This window comes from Stenotrophomonas sp. C9D9, from assembly GCF_056491205.1.
In genome coordinates this window covers 970758-995369 of the sequence record NZ_JBSZIF010000006.1, presented here as the reverse complement: position 1 = coordinate 995369, position 24612 = coordinate 970758, and the positions used below count along the sequence as shown (strand labels likewise).

Sequence of the window (24612 nt, the reverse complement as noted above, 5' to 3'; positions counted from 1 at the left end):
TGCAGAGAGCTTTAGCAGATCTCCAGCGCGTCAAAGATCTCAGAACGAGCTTGCAGGGCGGTTTTCTCAGAAGGATAGGCCTCCGACAGCGTGACGCCGGCGACAATGATGTTGACCTGATAGCGACTGCTGCCAGCTTGCGGTCCGCTATCAACCACGTCGCTGATTGCACTGATGTGAGCAAGGCGGATGGTGTAAGTGGCGAAGTAGGTGAAATCGTCGGCGGTCATGCCCAATGGTCCGTTCTGAATGAGTGCCCATCGTGCGCCATGGGCAGCACAAGCACAAAGAAAAGCTGCAGAGATTCCATGAATTCCACGCCCCACTTTGACCGGGGCGTTCTCTTTTTCGGAGGCGCCATGGCGCAGATCGCACCCCAACAGGCAGGCGGCGTGAACGCCGTGGCCTTCCTCGACATGCTGGCCTGGTCCGAAGGTACGGACAACGGCAAGCAGGCCACCAAGGACCGCGGCTATGACGTGATCGTCGGCGGTCAGTTGTTCAAGAGCTATGCCGACCATCCGCGCGTGCTGGTGGATCTGCCGAAGCTGAAGATTCAGTCCACGGCAGCCGGCCGCTACCAACTGCTGCGCCGCTACTACGACGCCTACAAGAAGACGCTGGGCCTGAAGGACTTCGCGCCCCTGAGCCAGGACCTGATCGCGCTGCAGCAGATCAGGGAGCGCAGCGCGCTGCCGCTGATCCAGGCGGGCAAGGTCCCCGAGGCCATCAAGGCGGTCAGCAACATCTGGGCGAGCCTGCCGGGTGCTGGTTACGGCCAGCACGAACATGCGCTTGCCGACCTGTTGGCCGTGTACCGCAATGCCGGCGGGACGGTGGCGCCGTGATCGGGGTCGACGTGGACTGGCAGGCGATTGGCACGGCCGTTGGCGGCCTGATGGTCGGCGCTGGTGGTGTCGCGCTGTGGTGGCGCAAGCAGTTCGTAGAGACAGCCAGGGAAGGGGCCGAGGTCAACGTGATCCAGCTGATGCGCGAGGAAGTTACCCGGCTGGGCGAACGGGTTGGCCGCATGGAGGCCAGGGAGTTGCGGCTCATCCGCCACATCTACCGGCTTGAAGGGCTGATGCGCGCGGCCAGCTTGGAGCCGCCGCCGTTTGACCCTGACAGCGACACGATCAGGGCGGGGGGTTCGGAGTGAACCGCATCGCCATCGCAGTTGCCGCCTTCGCCCTGTGGTCCGGTGCCATGTTTGGGGCCGGATGGGCCTGGCGTGGTGATCGGGCAGAGGGCACGGAAGCCACCCGGCGCGCCGCCGGCGCCGAGGCAGTGGCAGACCAGATGAACCAGACCCGCGCCGTCGAACACCGCCAGGCCGACAGCCTGGCCACCATCGGATCCAAGCATGAAGAAGACCGCACTGCGGCCGCGACGGTCCCTGCTGCTGTTGTGGCTGACCTGCGCGCTGGTCGTCTCCAGCTGCGCGACGACCTCGCAACCTGCAATACCGCTCGCCTGTCCGAAGCCGTCGCCGGCGCCGTCGAACGTGATGCGCATGCCCAACTACGAGCAGCGGTCGCGGGAGATCTTGTTCAGATCGGGCGCGATGCCGACGACCAGGTCCGAGCCTGCCAAGCAGTGATTGCCGCTGACCGCATGCAGGCCGGGCGATGAACCGTCGGTTGCTGGCGCTTGGCCGGCTGAAGACCGGCGAGATGAACAAGACTGAGGCCGCGTATGCCGAGCGGCTGCGCGCGCTGCAGGCCGCAGGCGGGATCCAGTGGCACCGGTTCGAGGGCATGAAGCTGCGCCTGGCCGACAACACGTTCTACACGCCGGACTTTGCGGTCATGGCCGCCGACGGCGTCATGGAGTGCCACGAGGTGAAGGGTCACTGGCAGGACGATGCCAGGGCCAAGATCAAGATTGCCGCTGCCATGTACCCGTTTCGCTTCATTGCGGTGAAGGTGCGGCGCAAGCGTGACGGCGGTGGCTGGGAAGTGGAGGAGTTCTGATGGACGAGCGTATTGAACGGCTGGTCACCGCAATTGAACAGCAGGGCAAGCAGATCGCAGAACTGGCCATGCACGTGGGGCTGCTGGTGCAATCGGTGGCGCAGCTGCTGGGTGAGGAAGCCGGCGCACCGGTGCAGGAAGAAGGTGCCGAGCCTGCGCGCCTTGACCTGGACGGGAAGCCCTACTGATGGCGGCGGGCCCGACCCAGCGCCGGGGCAGGACGCGGCAGACAGGCGGCAGCGCCTTCGCACACCTGTATTGCACCGCGCGCTGGCAACGCACGCGCAAGGCGCAGTTGGAGCGTGAGCCGCTGTGCAGGAGGTGCAAGGCCAGAGGCCACGTCACGGTCGCCACGGTGTGCAACCACACCAACGGCCACCCTGCCGGAGAGACGGAGGAGATGTTCTGGACAGGCCCATTCGACAGCCAATGTGCCAACTGCCATAGCAGCGACCAGGCCCGACTCGAGCGAGGCGCCGCGCAGGTCCGTGGGTGTGACACCGACGGTTGGCCGATCGGTCACTGAAGGTTCCACGGTTCATGGTTCCACACCAACGGGGTAGGGGGGAGCGAATTTATGGCGTTTGCCGGCTCCTAGACCGAGCGCCCCCCCAAACACGCGTATCCACAATTCACGGGACGACCCTCGAACGGGCCATTCCAGCCAAGAAAACCCGCATTTTCTCGAGGAATTCATGCCAAGGCCCCGACTGCCCGTCGCAAAGGCTGCGACAAGCGGCGCCGCCATCAAGAATCCAGGCCGGCATGCCGGTAGGAAGACGCCAAAAGGTACGCGCGCCTTGGGCGAGCCGTTCAAAACCATGACAGCGGCCGAAAAGCGTGCGTGGAAGGAATTCGCATCGGAAATGCCATGGCTCAATTCCAGCCACCGGGTGCTTCTCCGCCTGGCGTGCCTCTGGACGGCGCGGATGGAAGACCCAAAAGCCGAATTCGGCGTTTCAGCAACCCAGGCGCTCAGCTCGATCCTATCGAAGCTGGGTGCCACACCTGTGGATGAATCGAAGGTCTCGCATGGCGGTGACGAAGACGACCAGGGCGAAGAATTCTTCGGTGGCCCCAGCTCAGGCCGACCGCACTAAGGCGTATGCGCTGGATGTGGTGGCTGGCCGGATCGTGGCCGGACCCCATGTCCGCAACGCCTGCCGGCGCCACCTGCAGGATCTGATCGAAGGCCCCGAACGGGGCCTTTACTTTGACCACGAGGCTGCCGAGTACGCGTTCCGCTACTTCGAGAACGTCCTGATGCTCTCCGAGGGTCAGTTCGAGGGCCGCAAGTTCGAGCTGCACCCCTCGCAGGCGTTCATCATCGGCTCGCTCTTCGGCTGGAAGGGCGCCGACGGGCTTCGCAGGTTCCGTCGCGCGTACATCGAGCAGGGAAAGGGCAACGGAAAGAGCCCGCTGGCCGGTGGGCTGGGCCTGCTGGGGATGACGGCCGCAGGCGAGGCTGGCGCACAGATCTACTCGGCGGCGGCGAAGAAGGACCAGGCCGGCATCCTGTTCGCCGACGCGGTGAAGATGGTCAAGAAGTCGCCGCTCCTGGCCAAGCGCATCGAGTTCGCTGGCGGTGAGGGTCGGGAGTTCAGCATGGCGCACCACGCCAGCGCGAGCTTCTTCCGCCCGGTTTCGCGCGATACGGGACGCACCGGCTCCGGTCCTCGACCGTTCTTCGTGCTGGTCGATGAGGTGCACGAGCTTCCCGACCGACGAATCATCGAAATGCTGGAGCGCGGCTTCAAGTTCCGCCGCGAGCCGCTGCTCTTCATGATCACCAACTCCGGCAGCGACCGAACTTCGGTGTGCTGGGAGGAACACGAGCATGCGGTCAAAGTCGCCGCCGGCCACACCGAGGCGGTGAACGATCCGACCTTCGTCGGCGACGTGATTGATGACCGCACCTTCAGCTACGTGTGCAGCTTGGACGACGGGGACGACCCGCTTGAGGACCCGAGCTGCTGGGCAAAGGCCAATCCCCTGTTGGGGGTAACTATTACCGAGCAGTACCTGGCGGACGTGGTGGCGCAAGCCAAAGCCATCCCCGGGTCGCTGAACGGCATTCTTCGTCTGCACTTCTGCGTGTGGACCGACGCGGAGACCGCCTGGATGACGCGCCCAACGCTGGAACCGGCGCTGGCCGACTTCGACCCGCGCGTGCATGAGGGACGCAAGGTTTACCTCGGCCTCGACCTGTCGCAGGTTCGCGATATCACCGCGATGGCGGCGGTGCTGGAGACCGGCACTGTCCAGGTTGAGGTGGAAGTCGAGGGCGAGAAGTTGGTCATCGAAAAGCCGACATTCGACGCTTGGATCGAGGCTTGGACACCTGGAGACACGCTGGACGCGCGGCAGCTGCAGGACAAGCTGCCCTATCGGACCTGGGTCAACGGCGGCTTCCTGCATGCGCCGCAAGGGCAGGCCATCAACTTCCGGCATGTGGCCCAGGTCATGGCCGAGTACGACAACCGCTATGACGTGCAGCTGGTCGCATACGACCGCTACGCGTTCCGCAGGTTCGAAGAAGAGGTCAACGACATTGGCTTGTCGGTGACCTTCGCCGAGCACCCGCAGGGCGGCTGTAAGAAAGGCAAACCGCTGGATGCGGCGGTCGAAGCTGCGGAGCAGTCGGGGCAGCCGGTGCCGGAGGGAATGTGGATGCCCGGATCGCTACGCCTGCTGGAGGAGGCGCTGCTGGAGGGGCGCCTGCGCCTGCGCCGGAACCCCGTTCTGGTGTCCGCAATCATGTCCGCCGTCATCGAATCGGACCGGTGGGGCAACAGCTGGCTGTCGAAGGCCAGGTCGGCAAACAAGATCGACGCCGCGGTGGCCCTTTGCATGGCCATCGGCGCGGCACACGCCATGCCACCGGACACCGGCGGCATAGACGACTACCTGGAAAACGGCTTCTTTGGACTGATCGGATGACTACCTTTCGCTGGTACAACCCGCTGAGCTGGCGGTTCTTCGGGTACGACGACCCTGCCACGGGCAACTACGTTGAGGTCGACCTATCCACTGGTGGCCGAGGCACCAAGGCGGGCGTCCGGGTGACGCTCAAGAAGGCGCTGACAGTCAGCATCGTCTGGTCGTGCGTGAAGGTGCTGTCCGAGTCCGCTGCGGGGCTGCCTTGGAAACTGTATGAGGACAAGAGCGGCGTGCGAGCGCTGGTCAAGGGAACCAGTCCGCAGCGCCGGCGGCTGCTGCGCCTGCTGAGCAAGCCCAACCCCTTCATCAAGTGGCTGGACCTGATCAAGGCGGTCGTGGTGAACATGGCCTTGCGGGGCAACGCCTTCATCATCATTCGACGCGATGAAAGCGGGGAGTGGATCGGCCTGATCCCGGTGGCGGTGGACAACGTCAGAATCGACACCGATGACGGCTTGGTCTACTGGGCGAACATCAACGGCAGCGAAACCCCGGTGTCCCCGGAGAACATGCTGCACTTCAAGCTGTTCAGTTCCGACGGTATCGCTGGCCTGTCACCGGTGGAGTACCAGGCTGAGACCATCGGTCTGGCGCGCGCTGCGCAGGACTGGTCTGCCCGGTTCATGCGAAAGGGTGGCTTCACCGGTGGATACATCATCTATCCGGGCTTCCTGACCAAGGAGCAGCAGGCGCAGATCAAGGCGAAGTTGCCGGATATCCGGCAGGGCGACGTGGACGATCTGGGCAAGATGGCCATCCTTCAGGGCGGTCCGACGATCACGCCGGCTGGCCTGACGCAGAAGGACAGCCAGTTCATCGAATCGCAGCAGTTCCATGAGGAGGCGCTGGCCGGCATCTGGGGCGTACCGCTGTACCTGACCAACCGCGCTCGCTCCACGTCTGTGCTGGGCTCCAATCTGGAGCAGCAAACCAGCGGCTTCGTCACCTTCGGCCTCAAGCCTTACCTCGATGCGATCGAGAGCGAGATCAACGACAAGCTGTTCGCTGATGGCGACATGTTCGTTGAGGCGGTCGTAGAGGGGCTGCTGCGCGCCGACAGCGGTGCCCGGGCCAACTACTACAAGACCGCCTTGGGCGGCTCTGGTGGCTCTGGCTGGATGGCGATCAACGAGGTCCGGGTGAAAGAGAACCTTCACGTACTGGAGGGCGAGCAATACAACCAGGTCACCCGGTGGACCAGCAACAAGCCAGATTCCAGTAGCGACGACCCAACGGGAGATCCCGCCAATGCTTAGCAAGTATTCCTGCCCGTTCGAGGTTAAGGCGGCAGACGATTCCGGCAACTTCGAGGGCTATGCCTCGGTGTTCAACAACGTGGATCTCGGCGAGGACCTGATCGTCCCGGGCGCCTTCGTCAAGGTGAAGACGACCCGCACTGGCCGACTACGCCTGGCGCTGTACCACAACCTGACACGGTTGATAGGCGATGCCGAGTTCAAGCAGGACGACAACGGCCTGCACCTGAAAGGGAAGGTCAACCTCAACGTCAGCTACGCCAAGGACGCCTACGAGCTGATGAAGGCCGGCACCTTGGACGAAATGTCAGTCGGCTTCAACACGTTGGAGGACTCGATTGAAACCCGCGAGGGACGGCGGGTACGCGTCATCAAGAAGGCCGAATTGTGGGAGGCGTCGGTCGTCCCCTTTGGCATGAACCCGGAAGCACAGGTGATGAGCGTCAAGTCCGACGTTCGCGCCTTCGAATCAGCCCTGCGCGAACGCATGGGGCTGTCCCAGAAAGAGGCGGCGGCCGTCGCCTCGCTCGGCTTTCCCGCGATCCACCGTGACGGTGGCATCGGGGACACGGAGACCGTGAAGCAGCTGCAGAAACTCGGCAACTCCATCCAATCCATCTTTGAAGGAATGAACTAATGCCGGACAATATCATTGAGGTCCGCGAAGGCCTGGAAAAGCAGCTGAAGGACGGCTTCGCCGGCCTGCAGAAGAAGTACGACAGCGCCTCGGCCGAGATCGAAAAGGGCAATCAGGTCACCACCGACCTGAAGAAGCAGATCCAGACCGCCACCGATGAAATTCAGAAGGTGGTCGACAAGGTCCTGAAGCTGGAAGAAAAGGGTATCGGTCTCGGCACCCAGCCCGGCACGAAGAAGGGCTTCATCGACTTCATCAAGGGCAACGACGAGTACAAGTCGCTGATCGGCCGCGAGAAGTCGGCCGCGGAGATCGAGATCAAGAAGGACGAACTGGCGTCCATGCAGGAAACCAAGGCGGTCACCAGCGCCGGCATCGTCGTGCCGAACTATGACCCGACCATCCAGCCGGGCATCCGCCAGGAACTGCGTATCCGCGACCTGATCCCGTCGATCTCCGTCACCGGCCAGAGCTACACCTACTTCCGCGAGAAGCTGCACACCCGCGGCGCCGGCCCGGTCGGCGAAGGCGGGGCCAAGCCGCAGAGCAACGTTACCTTCGAGCAGAAGACCGACCTGGTGAAGAAGCTGGCGGTCTGGATCCCGGTCACCGACGAAGCTCTGGACGACGTGCCGCAGATGTACGGCTACCTGCAGCAGTTGCTGCGTTACGACCTGAAGCTGGAAGAAGAAGTCCAGATTCTGAAGGGCGACGGTCTGGGCAACAACTTGCCCGGCCTGATGACTGACGCCACGGTGTTCGATGACGCCCTTTCGAAGGGAAGCGACACCTCGATCGACACTGTCCGCCGCGCGATCTACCAGGTGCGCAAGCAGTCGAAGCTGTCGGCCGACGCCACGGTGATGACCGAGCTGGACTGGATGAACATCGAGCTGGAGAAGGACAGCCAGAACCGCTACCTGTTTGCAAACCTGCAGGGCTTCGTGACCCCGATCCTGTGGGGCCGCCCGGTGGTTGCCTCGGACAGCATGGACGAAGGCGACGGCACCACCACCGGTGGTGAGTTCCTGGTCGCCAACTTCCAGCGCGGCGCCACGATCTACGACCGCATGAGCTTCTTGTTCAAGGTCGGCCTGATCAACGACGACTTCGTGAAGAACCAGCGCGTGTTGCTGGTGGAAGAGCGCCTGGGCCTGGCCAAGCGCCGCGTCCAGGCATTCGTGAAGGGCCGCTTCAAGCCGCAGGCGTGATAGCGAGCTGATCCCGAACGAGGCCGGCCGCGCGCCGGCCTCTCTCTTTCTATACGGAGCAGGAAGATGAAGATCAAAGCTAAATGGGGCTTCCGGGGCGACGCCCTGAAGCTCAATGCAGAATCTGCCGATGTGAAGGCAGGTCAGGTGTTCGAAGACGTGGATCCGGAATATGGGCACGTGCTGGTCGGCAAGGGCCTGGTGGTGCAGTTGCATGAAGGCGCAGCGCCCGAGGAGACGAAGCCGGCCCAGCCGAGTGAATTCAAGGCCGGCGATGGCGACACCTCCGCGGCGGCAGCTCCGGATACCCAGGCGAATGCGGTGGCCGACGCCGGTGGCGCGCAGACGGCCAGTGGCGATGCCATCGCCGCTACCCAGCCGACCGCTGCTGCCGACGCGGGCACCGATGGTGTCGCTGATGCGGGCGGCGCAGATGAAAAGCAGCAGCTGATCCAGCAGCTGGAGGCGGCAGGCGTCACCTTCGATCGTCGCTGGGGCGCGCAGCGCCTGGCAGAGGTACTGGCGGACGCCCAGAAGAGCGGGAAGTCGGAGTAATGGCTATCACCCTCGATCTTCCACTGGTGCGCGAGCAGTGCCGGATCGTTGACGAGATCAGCGACGCGTTGCTGCAGTCATACGTTGACGCTGCCCTGGCCCATGTGCAGATGCACTGCGATCGCACCTTGGTCGAGGGTGACCCTTCCAGCGAGGGCGAAATGGCACTGACCGCCGATGTGCGTCAGGCCGTGCTGCTGATGGTCGGCAATTGGGCGGAAAACCGCAGCGCGGTCGGTGAGTTGACCTCGGAAATCGCGCTCGGCGTGTCCAGGCTTCTTTGGTACAGGAAACGATTCTGATGGCCACTTCAGCAGGGCAGCGCCGCCACCTGATCCGCTTCGAGCGGCCGGTCGACGTACGGGATCCGTTGGGTGGACCGGCCAAGAAGGGGTGGGAGCTCGTTGCCGAAGCCTGGGCGAAGAAGACGAACCAGCTCAGTGCCACGGCAGAGGCGATCGCGGCTGGCGCTGAGCGCTATCGAGAGCAAGTCCGCTGGGACCTGATCCCGCGCCATGTCGAGCCCACCTGGCGCATTGTGGAGCGGGGCAAGCCGTATGCGATCAAGAGCATCGCCCCAAGCAACGACGGTAGCGAGATGGCGATCATCGCCGTAGCGGGGTTAAGCAATGGCTGAGCAGGTGACAGTTGAAGGGCTGGATGGCCTTTTGCGCTCGCTACGAGAGGTCCCCAAGGCGATCCAGGGGCGAGCCGTGCAAGCCGGTATGCGCAAGGGTGGCAACGTCATCCGCGATGACGCTCGGCGCCGGGCCCCGAGAGCATCGGGGTTCATGGCCTCACAGATCGTCACCCGCCGGGCCAACACCAAAAGCCGGCAGCGCGCAGGTGTAGGCCAAGGCGGCGAGTACTTCACGGTCGGGGTTAAGACCGGTCGCCGCCGCAAGTACGCCAATACCAAGCGCAACCGCCGCCGCGGCCGCGTCGGGAAGGTCTACGAGGAGTCTGGGTGGGCCTATTACTGGCGGTTCGTGGAGTTCGGGACCAAGAACATGCGGGCCTCTCCCTTCCTCACACCCGCCGGTGAGACGAAAGGACCGGAAGCGGCACAGGTGATCATCAATGAAACCTGGGCGGCGCTCGACAAGCAGCTGAAAAAGGATGGCTGGCGATGATGGTTCCTTTGATCCAATCCCTGCTGGAAAGCGATGCGACCGTCCGGCAGGTGCTCGGCGACCCTGTCCGTCTGTTCCTGGGTAGTGCGCCTCAGAACACGCCACTCCCCTACGCGACATGGGAGGTAGTCAACGGCTCGCCAACAGCGATGCTGTCCGATCCGCCGCCGGCTGACGGCTGGCGAGTCCGCATGACCGTATGGGGCGAGGTCCTGACACAGGCCAACGGTGCGGCCGTCGCCATCCGCGACGCGATCGAACGCGTTGGCAGTATCGAGTCCTACAACCCCACGCCTGACAGCGACGGCACGGATGCAATAGGCATTTCTTTCGACGCGCGGCTACTAGTCATTAGGTAGCGCTAAGTTCAGCCTCATACAAGCGATACGAGGGGGAAGCGAACTCGCTATACAAAACCGTTCCGACGAGAACTGCAACAAGAGTTGGCTTTTCGGCGTTCCCGAGAACCGGTGCAAGAATCAGCGCAAAGCCAACGGCCACTGCAGTTAGTCCGATCACTATCCCGAAGAAGCGCCCCCAGAAATCGGTGCCGAAAATTCTAATGATCCAAGCAACAGCCGACGGCTGACCCTTAGCCAGATCGCAGAATCCTTGTAGAAACAGGGCGCCAAAAAATCCTACTGGGTAGCCCACAAGCAAGTTTGCCCAAAGTGATTCTTTCGGGAGCAATTCGCTCGCGTGAAGCGCGACACCTAGTACATAGAAAAGCAAGGCCAGTACTGCGCTGGTGCCTGCAATGTAATCAATCCACTTACGGCTCATTCGTAGATTCCTAGCTCTTCGGGGGGCTCGCCCTCATCCAATACCACCTAGCGACCGTTAAGGAGATTTCTTTATGGGTAATGTAATCAAGTCCAAGCACTCGCAGCTGTTCGTCGCCATCGCCGCGGCCGAGGTCATCAAGGTGACCCGCCTGCGTTCGGTCGGCTTCCCCGATGGCCAGGCGTCGGAGATCGATATCTCCGACTACGACGATGACTGGGATCAGTTCGTTGCCGGCCGCAAGCAGACCGGCAGCACCAGCATCGAGATCATCTACGACAGCGTCGACCACGAGAAGCTCGAAGAGCTGCACGAGACGGGTGCTGTCGTGAACTGGCTGGTGACCGCGCCGCTGTCGGAAACCGAGGGCGTGGCGAAGCCGACCGCCGCTGCCGGCAAGATCACCCCGCCGGACACCGTGCTGTCCAAGCAGTTCGACGGCTTCGTGCAGAACTTCGCGGTGACCAGCCAAGACAACGATGTCTGGAAGGCGACGATCACCATTCGCGGCTCAGGCGCAGTCACCACGCACCGCCCGACGCCGTAAGACTGCGGCAACGGCGCACACCCAGGCCCGCTCCGGCGGGGCATCTCTTTGACGGGGCGCGCGGATCCTCCGCGTGTTAGCCGTGCGCGGCCCGCGCGCCCTGTCGCCATTCAAGGAAACGGCCAATGAGCAAGACTAACGAAACCAACGACGCCCAGCCGCAGCAACCGGTGAGCCTCCTGCAGTCGTTCACCAACCTGGGCATGTTCGCCTCGAAGGACGTGCATGCGGACACGATTACGCTGCCCAACGGTGCCAAGGCGCAGTTCCACGTGCGTGAGCTGCCCGATGCGGAGTTCCGCAAGCTTTGGGGCGAAGGCGACCGCGCCAAGCTGATCGCAGCGACCATCTGCGACGAGGACGGCAAGCCCGTCATGGACGTGGCGCAGGCCGCCCAGCTCAAGCCGTTGGTGGCTGCGGAGCTGCAGCGCGTGGCCATGAAGCACTCCGGCTTCGGCGAGGATGCTGCCCAAGCCCAGGCCGACGCGGGAAACGTCTAAGGCAGCGTGGCGAGGACTGGTTCTGGAAGGTCCTCGCCGGCCACCTGCATCGCACGGTGTCGGAGCTGCAGGCGAGCATGTCGCGCCGGGAGTTCCTGGAATGGTGGGAGTTCCATAAGCGGAACCCCATCGACCCCGTAAGCCTGCACATCAAGCCCGCTGCCTTCGCCGCGTACATCACCGCCTCACACAGCCAGGGCGGCACCAAGCGCTCCTTTCAGGAGTACCTGGACACCCTCGTTCCGCGTTCCGAGGAGGACGAGGCGCAGGACTGGTTCGACCGACTGGGATGACCATGACCGACACCTTTGGGCGCTTCGCCGCCCTACCGATCGGCCCGCTGCTCGCTGCACGCGACGGTGGGCTCACCCTTGCTACAACGGCCGCCGCCGACCTCAACCGCTGCGCCCTGTCCGACTTTGCCCTAGGCACCGGCGTTGTCGGCGTCGAGTTTGCGCTGTGGGGCGATGACGACCTGTCTGCTGTCGTGGGCTTTGTCACCGCGGCAGCACCCCTCAACCAGGCCCCGGGCGCGAACGGGGAGGGTATCGGTTGGGAACTGGCCACCGGCCGCCTGATCCAAGGCATTGGCGCGATCGCCACTGGCCTGCCCGTCGTCGCGTTGGGCGATATCGTCGGGATGCGGGTCTCCTTCGGCAGCCCCTCCCGACTCCACCTGTACCTCAACGGCGCGCTGGTCCACCAGCGTGACCTGCTGCTGGCCGGCCCGCTGCACTTCGCCGCCGCACTGGCTGCGACGAAGGCCGGCGGGCTGTGCCTGGCCGTGAACGCTGGGCAGTGGGGCGCCCGCAGCGATGCGGCGGGCGCCGGTTGGAAGCTGGACGAGGCCCAAGCGCCGACGACGCGACTGGCTGACGATGACTGGCTTTCCGCCCCGGGCGACAGCCCGGCCAATGCCCGGTACGAAGGACTTGTCGCCGAGGGCGTCAACCTCGTCCAGGAGCTAAGTTTCTGGCCATGGGGTGGCGATCCGGTGTCGCAGACTGCAGCGGCGGAATGCATGGTCGCCGATGCCGATGGACTGCTTGATGGCCTCGCATTGTCCGGTGCCTCGGGCGCTGCGGTGCGCATCCTTCAGGTGGACGACGGCGGCATGCTGGCCGACGCCGCCCCGGTATTCCGCTGCGTCATCGATCAGATCGAGGTGAACGACGACGGCAGGAAGACCCTGCACCTGCGCGATGCGCACGACTACCTTGGCCAGACCATCAACCGGGGCGTGTTCCTGCCCAACATCACGTCACTGGCCTGGAAGCCGCAGCCGGTGGTGATCGGTGCGGTTGCCAGTGTCCCGGCAGCAGGCGCGAACTCGGATGCGACAGCGATGTTCCTGGCCGATAGCCCAATGCACGTCGACGCAGTGATGGACCGCGGCGACCTGATGGAAGACGGCACCTTCAGCACGGCGCCGGATGGGCAGCAGCTGCTGCTGAAGTCTCCTCCCGTCACCCCTGTGGTGGTGGACGGATCGAGCATCGGCCCCAGCATGGCCCCAGCGCGCCTGGAGCAGGCCGTGGGCGACGTGATGGCCCGTCTCAGGGCTGGGGCGTGGTCGGCAGCAGACTGCGCAGCCGTGGACGCTGCAACTGGCTATGCCGGTATCGGCTACTACGCCGGAGCGGCCATCACGGGCAGGGATGCCTTGAACGCGATGCTGCCCAGCTACGGTGTCGGGTGCTACCAGGATCCTACCGGTGTGCTGCGCTTCGTCCAGGTGGTCGCGCCAGAGAGCTATCAGGGGCAGCTGGCGTTTGAGATCTTGGAAGCGGACATGACCAGCGACCTGGTCGGCGTCCCGGACGACGCCCCCAACCTGACCCGGCGCATGGCCTACCGGCCCAATGCACAGGCTCTCGGTGCCTCCGACCTGGTCACGGACGTGATCGATCTACCGCAGAGCCGCCGCGACGAACTGACGGGCCTCTACCGAGGCCAGGTGTACGCTGCGGGGGCACTGGATGCGCACTATCGCCGCGCCGATGCCGCCGATCCGGTCCTCTCGCTGTTCTGGCACGCCGCCGACGCGCAGGCCGAGATCAACCGCGTCGTGGCGATGTATCAGCGGCAGCGGTTCTTCTACCAGGTCGCCATCCGCGGCGATCAGCAGCTGGCCCCGCTTCCTGGACAGATTGGCCGGCTGACTTACAGCCGTTATGGCCTGGCCGACGGCAAGCCGGTGTTGGTGCGGCGCGTGGAGCGCAACCCTGCCACGGCGAACGTGGTGCTTACCCTGTGGGGATGATGACATGTTGATTGGATATGGCATGCCGGCGGTGGAAACGGTCACCCTGACCGGTGGAACGTGGTTGTCTGCGGACCAGGGCTCGGCGCTCTTCGATGGTAAGCCGGGGCGAGCGTCCCGGATGCGGCGCACCAGTTCGCTGGCGATCACGATCACCCTGGCCGAGGCTGTTGTGCCGGGAATCATCGCGATTCTCGGCCTCAACATCCCATCCGGCGTGCAGGTGAGCGCTGCCGGCGCCAGCGGCACCACGGTGCGACTGCCCGACGGCAGTGTCTGCGCATGGCTGTTTCCGCAGACCAGCGCCCTGGTCTCGACAGTGTCCGTTGAGATCGCCACAACTGCCACAAATGTGGACGTGGGCGAGATCGCGGTTTTCCGGGCAGTCGAGGTTGGCATCAGCGACGGCTGGGCGGTGGCCACGATCGACACCAGCGTCCACACTCGAACCAAGGGCGCCCAGGTAAACACGGTTCCCGGGGGTCTGTACCGTAGGCTGACCTGCACCTTGTCTGGCCGAGCGACTGCTGCAGTGCGCGGTGGTGGACTGGGCGGGACTGATTGGGAGACGGTTGCGGCAGCGATCGCGGGTCGCCGGCGCTCCTGCGTTGTTCCCCAGTACAGGGACATGGCCAGCAAGGCATTCGATCCTGCACTCGCAGCGCGGTCGGCGCTCTACGGCTATCCGACGCAGCTGCCGTCGGCGGAGAACATCAGCCGGCAGTACTTCACCGGATACCTGGAGTTCGAGGAGATTCCGGCCTGATCGATAGGCCCATCCGTCCGTCGGGAACCCAGATTCGCCACCACCCATAACATTGAGCCCAGGGCCCGCCAAGTGCGGGCCTTTTCTTTGGATTACGCGATGAGCCTCTACACACTTACCGTTGATCTTCTGCTTAAGACGGGATCATTTGAGCGCGACGGTGGCAAGGCTGCGCGCCAATTTGATCAGCGAATGCAGAGCATGCAGGCATCCGCGCGGCGCGCCGGTACAGCGATCGGCCTGGCAATCTCCGCGGGCGTGACGGCGGGTGGCGCCGCCATGGTTCAGTGGACGCGCCAGGTCGCCGATCTTGGCGTGGAGTACGACAAGCTCGGCAAGCTTTCTGGGACGACCTCGGAGCAGTTTCAGCGCATGGCGGCAGGCGCGAACACTGTTGGCATGAGCCACGAGAAACTAGCGGATATCTTCAAGGACGTTCAGGACAAGATAGGCGATTACGTCCAGACTGGGAGTGGAGCCCTTGCAGATTTCTTCGACAATATCGCCAAGCGAACGGGTGTCACCGCCGAGCAAATGCGCAAGCTGTCGGGGCCTGATGCGTTGGGGCTCTATTTCAAGAGTCTTGAACGGGCGAACCTGTCGCAGACGGAATTGACCTTCTACATGGAGGCTATTGCCAGCGACGCATCGGCGCTTATCCCGCTGCTACGCAACAATAGCGCTGGGTTCCAGCAGTGGGGTAATGCAGCTCAAGCGGCAGGGGCCATCATCGATGGAAAGACCAACAAGGCGACCGAACGCCTCCGCAAGGTCACGCTTGAAGCCGATCTGGCGTTCAAGGGGCTAAAGGTAAGCGTGGCAGAGGAGATCATTCCGGCACTGTCGGACTTCTCTGAGCTTCTGAACGACCCTGATTTTCGACAAGGGTTCGGGGTAATCGTCCAAGGCTTGGCCACAGTAACGACCAAGGCCGCGGAAGCTGCGTCGATGATTGGGAATCTGTCATCGTTGATAGCACAAGGATTCAAGTCTGTTCCCGATAAAAGCTATGCCGGTCTGATCCAGGAGCGCATGCGGATCGAGGAACAGATCGCTGGAGCAAAGGACGTTGCCGCCAGGGCCCGATCCGGGAACGCATTATGGTGGGAGGGAGGGCTATTCCAGAACACCAACAGCGAAGCGAACGCGAAGTCATGGGACAAGTACGTCCGTGACCGGGAGGCCGAGCTTGAACGTGTGGACGCTGCCCTAAAACGACGTCGCATGAAGGACTTGGCTGACAGCGTCGTTGTGATCGACAACGGGCAGCCATTGCCGGAATCAGCGCTGAAGCCAGATTCTGTGGGCTATCGGTCAACCGGAAACATTGGCAAGGCGGAACGCGAAAGAGCGGATCGTGATGCCAAGCAGCGAGCTGAGGAGATTGCCCGATACCATCGCCAGGCGCAGGAAGCGGCCGGGGCTATGGATGGCCCATTGGCTGAGGCCATGGGTAAGCACCTCGGCAACATGTCCGAGTACAACAGCTTGCTCGCGAAGGGGAACATTGCCCAAGCCGACGCCAATGTGCTGATGGCTCAGAGCGCCCTTGAGTACTCAAAGGTTGCGGCTGATGTGGAAAAGGCCATGGCCGGCCCCGAGGCGCTCCTTGCGACCATGGATGCCGAGGTCTCGATGCTCGGCAAGGTTGGGCGTGCACGTGAACTGTCGCGACGCGAGATGATGAACGAGCGCGACATGCGGCAGGAGCTGCAGAAGGCGGTGGAGGCCGCTGGCGGCAAGGAAGCGCTGGCACTGTCCAAAGGGGCGGCGAGCTACGAGCAATACGAGCAGTCCATGCTCGCCGCAGCTCGGGCGTCGGCCGATCTGTCGCTGCGCGTGGAGGAGGCTGCCGCCAACGTTGAGGCGTGGGCGGGCGTGGTCATCAACGGTGTGGGCGATGCCGCCGACGCCATGGCCGACTTCGTTGCCGGCGGCATGCGCGACTTCGACAACCTGTGGGACGACTTGAAAGATGCCGCCAAGCGCGGGCTGCGCGACCTGGCCCGCGAGTTCCTGGAGCAGAAGATCGTGATCCCCATCCAGACGCAGATCCTCAACGGGCTCAACGGGCAGGGCGGCGGTCTGAGTCTGCAGAGCATCATGGGCGTGTTCGGTGGCAACGGCTCGGCGGCGGGCGGCCAGAACCTTAGCTCGGTGGCCGGTCTGCTCTCCAAGGGGCAGGGCCTGTTCGGCTTCGGTCGCTCGGCGGGCGCCGCGGCTGGCACCATGACCGGCTTCGGCGACGTGACAAGCATGGCCGGAATGACCGGCTCCAGCTTCTCAGGCTTGGTTGGCGGCGGTAGCGCCGGCGCTGGTGCTGGCGCAGCTGGTGCTGCAGGCTCTGCCGCGGCGGCAGTGCCGATCATCGGCTGGATCGTGGCGGGCATGATGAAGAACGCTCAGCTGTTCGATCAGGGCTGGAACATCGCCAATGGGGAGAGCTGGGCCGGCAAGATCGCCACCGCCGGCGCGGTGGGCCTGGCCGACAAGACGTTCCGAGGGCTCGGCTTCAACGACAAGGTTGCATCGATCCTGTCGGGGTCGAGCATCCACGCCAAGCTGTTCGGCCGCGGCGCGCCGAAGGTGACCGGACAGGGCCTGACCGGCTCGTATGGGTTCGGCGGCTTCGACGGCCAGACCTACGCCGATATCAAGCAGAAGGGAGGGTTGTTCCGCTCCGACAAGAAGTGGACGCAGTACGGCGCCGTTGACCCGGGCATCGATCGCACGTTCGACATGGCCGCTCGCCAGGTTCGGGGTGCAGCAACGGGCCTTGCCAAGCAGCTCGGTGTCGACCTGACCCAACAGCTGGGTGGTGTACGGGTGAGCCTGGGTAAGCTGCAGTTGTCGGCCGATTCTGCTGAGGCGAAGTCGCAGCTGGAGGCATACCTTGGTGACATGACCGACCGGCTGTTCACCGAGGCGGTGAAGGCTGCCGGCTTCGGCGGCCAGCTGGATGGCTACTTCGAGGCGTCAGACGTGTTCAACGCGCTGAGCGCGTCGATTGCATTGGCGGTGGGTAATGCCGACGAGCTGGGCCGCGCCCTCAACGGGATGGAGGTCGACAAGGTCAACAAGGCGGTGGACTACTTCCAGGACCTGGCCAGCGTCGCCGGCACGGACCTGGCCACCCAGATCGAGAAGGTGACCGGGTTGCTAGGGAACTACGCCACGCTGATGGCTGACGTTTCCACGCAGCTGATGACCGGAGACCTGTCGAGCTACCAGCAGCAGGCGCTGAGCATCGAGCGGACCTACCGGCAGCAGGTGAAGTCGGCCAACGACTACGCCAAGGCCCTGGGCCTGTCCGGTGCTCGCGCGGAGGATCTGGCCAAGATCGAAGCGCTGCGCGCGATGAACATGGGCAAGCTGCAGGCGCAGATCGACAAGGACAAGAAGGCCATGCAGTACGGCCTTTCGATCAGTGACCTGTCGCCGCTGACGGACCAGCAGAAGCTCGGCGAGGCCATGAAGGAGCTGGAGCGGGCGGTGGCCGGTGGAGACACCAGCGCGGCACAGGCGGCAGCACAGGCCGCGCTTGGCTTCGGCCGGAACCTGTACGCCAGCGGCAAGGACTACAACGGACTCTACGACCAGGTGACCGGCCTCATCGACGGCATGAAGGTTGGCGACCTCAACACCGAGGACGGCACCAGCATGGGACAGCTGGCTGACGCGATCGAGGCGCTGCCGGATAACTTCAGCCGGGCGGTGTTCGACCTGGTGGTGAACAACGAGTCGCAGTCCAAGACCACGGCAGCGGTGCAGGAAGGCAATGCGCTGCTCACCGAGCAGAACCAGCTGCTGCGCGAGCTGCTGTCCACCACTACCCAGGGCGTCCGCGCCTCCAGCAGCAACGCGCTGCGCCAGGCACTCAACGCGAGGTAATCCGCAATGCAAGCAAGGAAACTCACGCTCGTGGAAATCGGCGTGGGCGGGCTGCCGTCCGCGTCTCCGGCGGCGCCGCGCTACTCGAACTGGTTCCCGGTCGTGCACCGGCCACCCGAGGTGCTACCGGTGGATGGGGTGACCCCCAACCCGGTGGCCGACGGTGTGCTCCTGGAATGGCCGGCGGTCGATCTGGCCGGCGTCGTGTACGTGGTGGAGCGTGGCCCCTCTCCGGAGGGGCCGTGGACCGAGATCTACCGGACCACGGACACGCGCTACTTCTACAGCGACAACACCGGCACCAAATGGTGGTTCAAGATCACGCCGACCGTGCGCGGCCGGCCTGGCTCGGGTTCGGTCGTGGAGGCTACCCCTCCGCCGACCACGGCCGAGCTGATCAAGCAGACGGAGCGGATCACCAAGGAGATCGCCGACCGCATCGAGGCAGACGCGGCAGAAGCCTCCGCGCGGGCGGATGGCCTGGCGGCCGCTGCCCGGGATCTTCTGGCCGAAGCGGATCTGCGGCAGCGCGGCGTGGCCGGCGCAATGGAAGCGATCACTCAGGAGGCGCAGGCGCGCGCCGATGGGCTGCTGAACGAACGCCTCGAGCGCGAGGCTGCCATCACGTTGGAGACCCAAACCCGGCAGAGCGATGTGGAATCGCTGTCGCGCGCACTGTCCGAGGTGTCGGCCGGCAGCGGGACCCAGTTCGACAGCCGGCAGATCTGGTACTTCGACACCACCGTGGAGGAGTGGACCGGGAACGGATCACTGCCGACGGTGGTCGATGGCTGGCTGCGGCCGGCCAACGGCACCGAGAACCCGTATGTCCAATCGCCCGCAGGGCTGGGCGTCGACGGCAGCGCCTACCGCTTCGTGAAGCTGAGGGTGAAGCGCGTTGGTGATGCCACCTGGGACGGATCCCTGCAGTGGATCACGCTGGCCGACCAGGCTTGGGACGTGGACAAGCGGGCTACGGTCCCGGAGCCGCGGTGGGACGACAATGGCATCGGCACGGTTGATGTGGCCGATATCCCCTGGTGGCCGGGTGAAGTCGACGCCATCCGGCTGCAGTTCGGCGCGGTCCAGGCCGTCTCCAGCTACTTCATGACCGACTGGGTGGCGATCGGGCGTCCCACGCCCGGCGCCGGCGTGGCACTGGTCCAGGAGGAGGCCCGCGCCCGGGTGGCGGCGGACGTGGCCGAGGCGAGCAAGCGCGAGACGCTGGCCGTGCAGTTGCGGGGCGATTACGAGGGTAGCGACCTGTCCCAAGTCCCCAGCGGCCTGTTCGCGGCCGAGCGCGATGCGCGGGTAACGGCCGACGAGGCCAATGCCAGCGCCATCGAGGTGATCCAGGCAAGGATGCCCACGGGCGACGGCAAGGTGGCCACGGAGGCCAGCGTCACCGAGGAGCGCCAGGCGCGCGCAGACGGCGACAGCGCCAACGCTGAGGCGATCGAGCGGGTGTCCGCGAGGATGCCCGCGGGCGGTGGCAAGGTGGCCTCTGCGGAAGCGCTGGATGCCGTCTCCACCCGTTTGGAAGAAACGGAGGAGGGCGTCCGGGCAGTCGGCGACAGAACGTCGTCGCTGGAAGCGCAGGTGACGTACAAGCACGCAGGCGACCGGGACTGGAACGCCGGGGACCGCGACGTGCGCGCCGGCGTGAAGACCTGGCAGTCCGTGATCGCCCAAGGCGACCGCGCTGTCGCCAAACAGGTGGAATCGGTTCGCGCCGAGCTGGGGGAGTTCGAGGCCACGGCTACGCGGTCCATCGAGGTTATCGCCACGGAGCAGGGCGCCCAGGCGGTGCAGATCCAGCACCTGGGCGTCGAGCTGGACGGGAAAGCGTCATCCGACTACGTCGAGGAGATCAGCGCCCGGGTCAATGTGACCGAGCAGGGCATCGAGGCGTTCACGGGCCAATTGGCATCGGTGAAAGCCGAGGTTGACGGCAAGGCCAGTGCGCAGGTGGTCCAGGGCATGGAGGCCCGCGTGGTCCAGAACGAGAACGGCCTTACTCAGGTACTGGCGCGGGCGTTCCTCAACGTCATTGCGAACAGTGGTGGTGGACCGCTGATCGGTGGCATGGTCATCGAGAACAACGGTCAGGTCATCAACACCCGCTTCTCCAGCAACACGTTCGAGGTCATCTCGCCCGGGGCCAGTGAGGGGATGGAATGGCGCGGTGGCTTCCTCCGCGTCTGGAAAGGATCTGCTCAGCGCATCATTGGCACGAACTTTGGCAGTGCCGGCGACAACCTGGTCGACTACTTCGGCCCCAACGTCGGGGCCGGTGCAGCATCGAAGGCCAACGCCGTAATGTGGATGGACGCCAACGGCAGCGCCTACTTCGGCGGGCAACTGTCGGCGGGCATTTTGCGCAACGCTGTCCAGACCACGACCACGCAAACCGTGGGTGTCGAGCTGGTCAACGGCCCGTTCGCCACCAACGGTCGCGTGCGGAGCGTGACTGTCAGCTTCTCCCGCAGGCATATCCGGACCAAAACCACCTATGGCAGCGACGGCTTCGTCGCAGGAGCTGGGCAGAACACGGCGCGCGTGGAGATCTACCGACGGGTGGGCGAGGGCGCTGAATCGCTGTGGCAGGTCCTGAATGTCAGCGGTTCGGTAATGATCTTCAATGAGCCGGATGGCCCTGACAGCGCGACCTCGACGTGGGGTGGATCATTCACCGTGAATGACACCAGCACCAGCGCGCAGACGATGACCTACCGCGGGGTGATCACCAGCTTCACCGAACAGGACGTTAGACACGAGTCCGGCTCGTTCCAACAGCAGTCCATCACGCAGAGCCTGTCGATCATCTCGGTCGAGAACTGAAACAGCTCCCAGCACGGGCCGGCATGTCCGGCCCGCTTTGCCGTGGGCAATCCAAATGCAAGGAACACACATGGCGCAGAAATTCATCGATCAGACGACCATCCAGCCGAATGGCAAGCCAGGCGACGACGCGTTCACCGCGTTCGCTACCTGCAACGACAACTTTCACGATGCCGAGCAGCGCCTTGCAACGCTGGAAGCCGTTGGCCAGGACGTGGAAAACCTGAAGACTGGACTGCAGCAGGAAGGGGACGCCCGGCTGCTGGGAGACGACACATTGGGACAGCGGATCGAGGCGGAGCAGGCCGCGCGTCAGGCACAAGCCGATGCACTGGGATGGCGCATTGTCGGGGACAACGCTTTCCTCAACGGAGACTTCCGATTCTGGGAGCGCGGCACATCCTTCGTCGCACCGGCCTATACCGCTGATCGATGGTATTTCAACGCCGGCGGGGTCGCGTCACCCAACGTAATCCGCAACCCGATCTCTCCTGGCCAGTTCGCCAGCATCCGCGCCCCAGCATTCGCGCGAGTGAGCTATGGCGCGGTTACCGATCCAGCCGGCCACTTCGTTGTGTATGAGCAGCTGATTGAGGACGCGGGGACTTATGCCGGAGAAGCGGTGACGATCAGCTTCAAGGTCTACAACAGTGGTCAGGCCGGTAGGGAAATCGCATTGGAGCTGCGCCAGAACTTCGGTTCGGGTGGGAGCGCTAGCCTAAATGGAATAGGGTCGAAGAAGTTCGCACTTGCCGCAGGTCTGAACACCATCACGCATACGGTCCAGCTTCCATCGGTTGCTGGAAAGACCTTCGGTGCCAACAACTCCCTCGGATTCGCATTTTGGGCATCAGCAGGCAGCAACTGGAACGCTCGTAACGATGGCCTGGGCGCGCAGGCGGGCGACGTCCATTTCACTGAGGTGAAGATCGAGCGTGGGTCTACGGCTACGTCGTTCCAGCAGCGCCCGGAAGCACTCGAAAGGCTGCTGTGCCAGCGTTACTGCTACGCCTACGAGGTGACCACGGGCAACGCATTCGTGCTTTGCCACGGCCTCGGAAATTCCCAGGTGCTGGCGTTCCTCGAAGCCCCGACTGACATGCGCACCATCCCGACAGCGAGGAGTGTTGGGGCGCCGCCGACGCTGACCGGCGTGGGAATGTCGGGTGGTGCATCCATTGTCGGCCAAAGCTATATCCCCGTCTCGAAGCGTACGGTGGCCCTGGTCGCTACCGCCAACCAAGCCACGACCGGGAGCGCGTCTGGCTACCTGGGCTCGGGAGCACAACCCTATCGCGTTCTCTTTGAGGCCGAACTGTGAGCATTTATCAACTTACCATCAGCCCGTCTGTCGTTCGGCATTGCCAATCGGACACATTTATCAACGTCACGGCGACCAGCTCCGAAGCACAGGAATACAGAGAATGGCTGGCTGCAGGCGGCGTACCCGATCCGGCAAACCCGCCCTATGCGTTGTACTCCCCGCAACACTTTCGCGCGATCCGGGATGCCGCCTTCGCGTGGATGGATGCCGAAGTCAGGGCGCGTGGCTACGACGACATTCCGAACTGCGCCAGCTACTACAACAGCAGCGTTACTCGATACCGACTGGAGGCGCGCGCGCTGGTCGCCTGGCGCGATGCAGTGAATCAGAGGCTGGAACAGCTGGTGCTGGCACTGCCGGCGGGGATCGAGAACTGGGAGCAGGTGCGCGCGCTGTTGCCGCAACCGGAGGCGTTCGCCTGGCCGGAGAAGGCGGAGCTGCCGCTGGATACGGGCAGCCCATCCGTTGCCCTCTAAGTGACCTGCTGCGGCAGGTCTTCGCAGTTTCTCCGCGGCGTGTTCACAGCGCGGCTGACTTGGTAGGCCTCCATCGCCGGCGGCTTGCTACGCTGTTCGTTCATTTTTCTCATGCCGTATCGCAGGGTAGTAACGGGAAAGCGTGCACCATCTTCAGGCGGTGAATTCATCGCGATGGAGTGATTTATGTATGAGCGACGTCGAGGGCTACAGGTACGCATCCAGCACCAACTTGAAGGGCTGCGAGCGATATGGATACGGGTCAAGTATCGGAGTGAAAGGCTTCAAGCGATACGGGTACATGCTCGGCGCAGAAGCGACCGTTCCATTGAGGCTGCTTTCCTGCGAGCAGCAAATCCAGCTCAGGATGTTCAGTGAGGCCCGTGCGCGAGTCTAGTGGGACATGATCTAGATTGCTGAAGTTTCATAAATGCAAGCGGGAGCAATTAGCGTAAAACTTGAATGGGCGGCGTAGAAATACGCCGTCCATCATCATTATATTTGCTCGCAGGCGGCTTGGCGCGCTCTTGCTTGAGAGATGCCGTGTGAGCGAAATCGGGGCCTTCATCAGTGAAGCAGGTGGTCCCAGCAACGAGAAGCAAATTCTCTGGCGGCGATCTCATTGCTCATGCCGCCTGATCGCATCTCGAGCCTCTTCACTAGATCGTCAAGCCAGGCTTCACGGCTTCCATGTGGATCTCTTGTGTAGATGTCACATGCGATTTTGATGATGGGTTGGATATCTAGGCCGAAGCTGGCTCCAGGAAATGCGCCGGAGCCGAAGTGCATGCGCCAATAGATGATCTCTCGTTCGACATCAACGAAACTTGTATCCTTGCTCATGGCAATTTCCTCGAATGCACCAAGGTCAGTGTACGCCTGTTGTTGGAATGGGCTCATTCATGTACTTGGTTCAGTCTTCTCTTGGAAAGCGACCAGCAGCTAACGGGGGGGCGCGCATGCTTCCGGTGCGGTGAATCCACCGCGATGGAGTAAAGCTATGAATGACTTCAAACGTGATGCATCCAATACCAACAAGCCCGCTGTGGCGGAACCGGATGCAGGGAAGCAGAAGCAGCAGCAACAGGAGCAAGAGCGCCAGGACAAGGAGTCCAAAGAGCGTAATGCCAATGAAGGCGGAGCTCATAAGTCGAACAAGTAAGTAAGATCGACTGTGAGTAGTTGAAAGAGGGTGGCGCAGGTGTGCGCTGCCCCTTTCTGTAGAAGGAGCGAAGTGCGTGAACAGGTTGAGAGACAGGAGCACAGACGCAGAGGCTTTGATGGTGCGGGTGGCATATCAGCTTCGGAGCCCGTCTGAGACCACGTTGCTGCCATGTAAGAGGTGCCGAAGGCCAAGTCCTGGCGGCTATCTATGTGCCAATTGTCTATGCGACGACCTCGCTGTTCTGATTGAGAACTCGGGGGCTGCAATTAGATGGCTTTCCTCAGTAAAGATCGCTATCCAGGATGAAGAGACTGTCCTTCGATATGCGAGGAAGGCTGCATCCAAATAGCT

The 24612-nt window shown here is 63.4% G+C and carries 28 protein-coding genes; 25 read left to right on the top strand and 3 right to left on the bottom strand.

Going from position 1 to position 24612, the window contains the following annotated elements; all coding sequences use genetic code 11:
- Nucleotides 1-11: 11 nt before the first annotated feature.
- Nucleotides 12-230, bottom strand: coding sequence for a hypothetical protein (locus ACXI0D_RS20100; protein ID WP_479643039.1), 219 nt, complete (start codon nt 228-230; stop codon nt 12-14).
- Between the two features lie 129 nt (nt 231-359).
- Between ACXI0D_RS20100 and ACXI0D_RS20095 the strand changes: the two genes are divergently transcribed.
- From ACXI0D_RS20095 to gp17, 15 genes are all read left to right on the top strand, one after another.
- Complete coding sequence (locus ACXI0D_RS20095; protein WP_479643110.1) at nt 360-848, top strand: glycoside hydrolase family 24 protein; 489 nt, start codon at nt 360-362, stop codon at nt 846-848.
- A complete protein-coding gene (locus ACXI0D_RS20090) occupies nt 845-1159 on the top strand; it encodes a hypothetical protein (RefSeq protein ID WP_111201994.1) in 315 nt (104 codons plus the stop codon). The genes ACXI0D_RS20095 and ACXI0D_RS20090 overlap by 4 nt, the downstream gene beginning before the upstream one ends.
- Nucleotides 1156-1632 carry a lysis system i-spanin subunit Rz gene (locus tag ACXI0D_RS20085; RefSeq protein WP_479643038.1) on the top strand — a complete coding sequence of 159 codons (477 nt, stop codon included), beginning with the start codon at nt 1156-1158 and terminating at the stop codon, nt 1630-1632. Before ACXI0D_RS20090 ends, ACXI0D_RS20085 begins: the two co-directional genes overlap by 4 nt.
- Nucleotides 1629-1973, top strand: a complete 345-nt coding sequence (locus ACXI0D_RS20080; RefSeq protein WP_479643037.1) for a DUF1064 domain-containing protein — start codon at nt 1629-1631, stop codon at nt 1971-1973. The genes ACXI0D_RS20085 and ACXI0D_RS20080 overlap by 4 nt, the downstream gene beginning before the upstream one ends.
- Nucleotides 1973-2161 (top strand): hypothetical protein, encoded by a 189-nt coding sequence (locus tag ACXI0D_RS20075; protein WP_479643036.1) that lies wholly within the window; start codon nt 1973-1975, stop codon nt 2159-2161. The genes ACXI0D_RS20080 and ACXI0D_RS20075 overlap by 1 nt, the downstream gene beginning before the upstream one ends.
- A gap of 612 nt (nt 2162-2773) precedes the next feature.
- Nucleotides 2774-3073, top strand: coding sequence for a hypothetical protein (locus tag ACXI0D_RS20070; RefSeq protein ID WP_239503577.1), 300 nt, complete (start codon nt 2774-2776; stop codon nt 3071-3073).
- Nucleotides 3006-4913 carry a terminase large subunit gene (locus ACXI0D_RS20065; protein WP_479643035.1) on the top strand — a complete coding sequence of 636 codons (1908 nt, stop codon included), beginning with the start codon at nt 3006-3008 and terminating at the stop codon, nt 4911-4913. The genes ACXI0D_RS20070 and ACXI0D_RS20065 overlap by 68 nt, the downstream gene beginning before the upstream one ends.
- Nucleotides 4910-6169 carry a phage portal protein gene (locus ACXI0D_RS20060; RefSeq protein ID WP_479643034.1) on the top strand — a complete coding sequence of 420 codons (1260 nt, stop codon included), beginning with the start codon at nt 4910-4912 and terminating at the stop codon, nt 6167-6169. Before ACXI0D_RS20065 ends, ACXI0D_RS20060 begins: the two co-directional genes overlap by 4 nt.
- Nucleotides 6162-6806 (top strand): HK97 family phage prohead protease, encoded by a 645-nt coding sequence (locus ACXI0D_RS20055; protein WP_479643033.1) that lies wholly within the window; start codon nt 6162-6164, stop codon nt 6804-6806. Before ACXI0D_RS20060 ends, ACXI0D_RS20055 begins: the two co-directional genes overlap by 8 nt.
- Nucleotides 6806-8017 (top strand): phage major capsid protein, encoded by a 1212-nt coding sequence (locus ACXI0D_RS20050; RefSeq protein WP_479643032.1) that lies wholly within the window; start codon nt 6806-6808, stop codon nt 8015-8017. The genes ACXI0D_RS20055 and ACXI0D_RS20050 overlap by 1 nt, the downstream gene beginning before the upstream one ends.
- Before the next feature lie 66 nt (nt 8018-8083).
- Entirely contained in the window at nt 8084-8572 is a 489-nt protein-coding gene (locus tag ACXI0D_RS20045) for a hypothetical protein (protein WP_479643031.1), read from the top strand.
- Nucleotides 8572-8874 (top strand): head-tail connector protein, encoded by a 303-nt coding sequence (locus ACXI0D_RS20040; RefSeq protein WP_367785298.1) that lies wholly within the window; start codon nt 8572-8574, stop codon nt 8872-8874. The genes ACXI0D_RS20045 and ACXI0D_RS20040 overlap by 1 nt, the downstream gene beginning before the upstream one ends.
- A complete protein-coding gene (locus ACXI0D_RS20035) occupies nt 8874-9209 on the top strand; it encodes a head-tail adaptor protein (RefSeq protein WP_312237793.1) in 336 nt (111 codons plus the stop codon). Before ACXI0D_RS20040 ends, ACXI0D_RS20035 begins: the two co-directional genes overlap by 1 nt.
- Nucleotides 9202-9705, top strand: a complete 504-nt coding sequence (locus ACXI0D_RS20030; RefSeq protein ID WP_479643030.1) for an HK97-gp10 family putative phage morphogenesis protein — start codon at nt 9202-9204, stop codon at nt 9703-9705. Before ACXI0D_RS20035 ends, ACXI0D_RS20030 begins: the two co-directional genes overlap by 8 nt.
- On the top strand, nt 9702-10064 hold the full coding sequence (gene gp17, locus ACXI0D_RS20025; RefSeq protein ID WP_479643029.1) for a tail completion protein gp17: 363 nt from the start codon (nt 9702-9704) through the stop codon (nt 10062-10064). The genes ACXI0D_RS20030 and gp17 overlap by 4 nt, the downstream gene beginning before the upstream one ends.
- Here the strand turns inward: gp17 and ACXI0D_RS20020 are convergent.
- Nucleotides 10057-10488, bottom strand: a complete 432-nt coding sequence (locus ACXI0D_RS20020) for a hypothetical protein (protein WP_479643028.1) — start codon at nt 10486-10488, stop codon at nt 10057-10059. The two genes, gp17 and ACXI0D_RS20020, sit on opposite strands and share 8 nt — an antisense overlap.
- Before the next feature lie 73 nt (nt 10489-10561).
- On the opposite strand from ACXI0D_RS20020, the gene ACXI0D_RS20015 reads away from it, so the two are divergent.
- The 9 genes from ACXI0D_RS20015 to ACXI0D_RS19975 all read left to right on the top strand — a co-directional run bounded on the left by ACXI0D_RS20015 (nt 10562) and on the right by ACXI0D_RS19975 (nt 23096).
- Nucleotides 10562-11035: a phage tail tube protein gene (locus ACXI0D_RS20015; protein ID WP_479643027.1), complete on the top strand. Its 474-nt coding sequence runs from the start codon at nt 10562-10564 to the stop codon at nt 11033-11035.
- Between the two features lie 125 nt (nt 11036-11160).
- Nucleotides 11161-11535 (top strand): hypothetical protein, encoded by a 375-nt coding sequence (locus ACXI0D_RS20010; RefSeq protein ID WP_479643026.1) that lies wholly within the window; start codon nt 11161-11163, stop codon nt 11533-11535.
- A gap of 56 nt (nt 11536-11591) precedes the next feature.
- Nucleotides 11592-11828: a hypothetical protein gene (locus ACXI0D_RS20005; protein WP_227864015.1), complete on the top strand. Its 237-nt coding sequence runs from the start codon at nt 11592-11594 to the stop codon at nt 11826-11828.
- The gene (locus ACXI0D_RS20000; RefSeq protein WP_479643025.1) at nt 11825-13798 is read left to right on the top strand and encodes a hypothetical protein; all 1974 of its coding nucleotides are present in this window, start codon (nt 11825-11827) and stop codon (nt 13796-13798) included. Before ACXI0D_RS20005 ends, ACXI0D_RS20000 begins: the two co-directional genes overlap by 4 nt.
- A 4-nt stretch (nt 13799-13802) precedes the next feature.
- A complete protein-coding gene (locus tag ACXI0D_RS19995; RefSeq protein ID WP_479643024.1) occupies nt 13803-14564 on the top strand; it encodes a hypothetical protein in 762 nt (253 codons plus the stop codon).
- Nucleotides 14565-14663: 99 nt separating this feature from the next.
- On the top strand, nt 14664-18455 hold the full coding sequence (locus tag ACXI0D_RS19990; protein ID WP_479643023.1) for a phage tail protein: 3792 nt from the start codon (nt 14664-14666) through the stop codon (nt 18453-18455).
- Nucleotides 18456-18485: 30 nt separating this feature from the next.
- On the top strand, nt 18486-21296 hold the full coding sequence (locus ACXI0D_RS19985) for a hypothetical protein (RefSeq protein ID WP_479643022.1): 2811 nt from the start codon (nt 18486-18488) through the stop codon (nt 21294-21296).
- Between the two features lie 70 nt (nt 21297-21366).
- Nucleotides 21367-22617 (top strand): hypothetical protein, encoded by a 1251-nt coding sequence (locus ACXI0D_RS19980; protein ID WP_479643021.1) that lies wholly within the window; start codon nt 21367-21369, stop codon nt 22615-22617.
- A complete protein-coding gene (locus ACXI0D_RS19975; RefSeq protein WP_479643020.1) occupies nt 22614-23096 on the top strand; it encodes a hypothetical protein in 483 nt (160 codons plus the stop codon). Before ACXI0D_RS19980 ends, ACXI0D_RS19975 begins: the two co-directional genes overlap by 4 nt.
- Nucleotides 23097-23663: 567 nt before the next feature.
- On the opposite strand, the gene ACXI0D_RS19970 is transcribed toward ACXI0D_RS19975, so the two are convergent.
- Nucleotides 23664-23939 (bottom strand): hypothetical protein, encoded by a 276-nt coding sequence (locus tag ACXI0D_RS19970; protein ID WP_260439401.1) that lies wholly within the window; start codon nt 23937-23939, stop codon nt 23664-23666.
- Nucleotides 23940-24096: 157 nt separating this feature from the next.
- Between ACXI0D_RS19970 and ACXI0D_RS19965 the strand changes: the two genes are divergently transcribed.
- A complete protein-coding gene (locus ACXI0D_RS19965) occupies nt 24097-24258 on the top strand; it encodes a hypothetical protein (RefSeq protein WP_019658981.1) in 162 nt (53 codons plus the stop codon).
- The last annotated feature ends 354 nt before the right edge of the window (nt 24259-24612 follow it).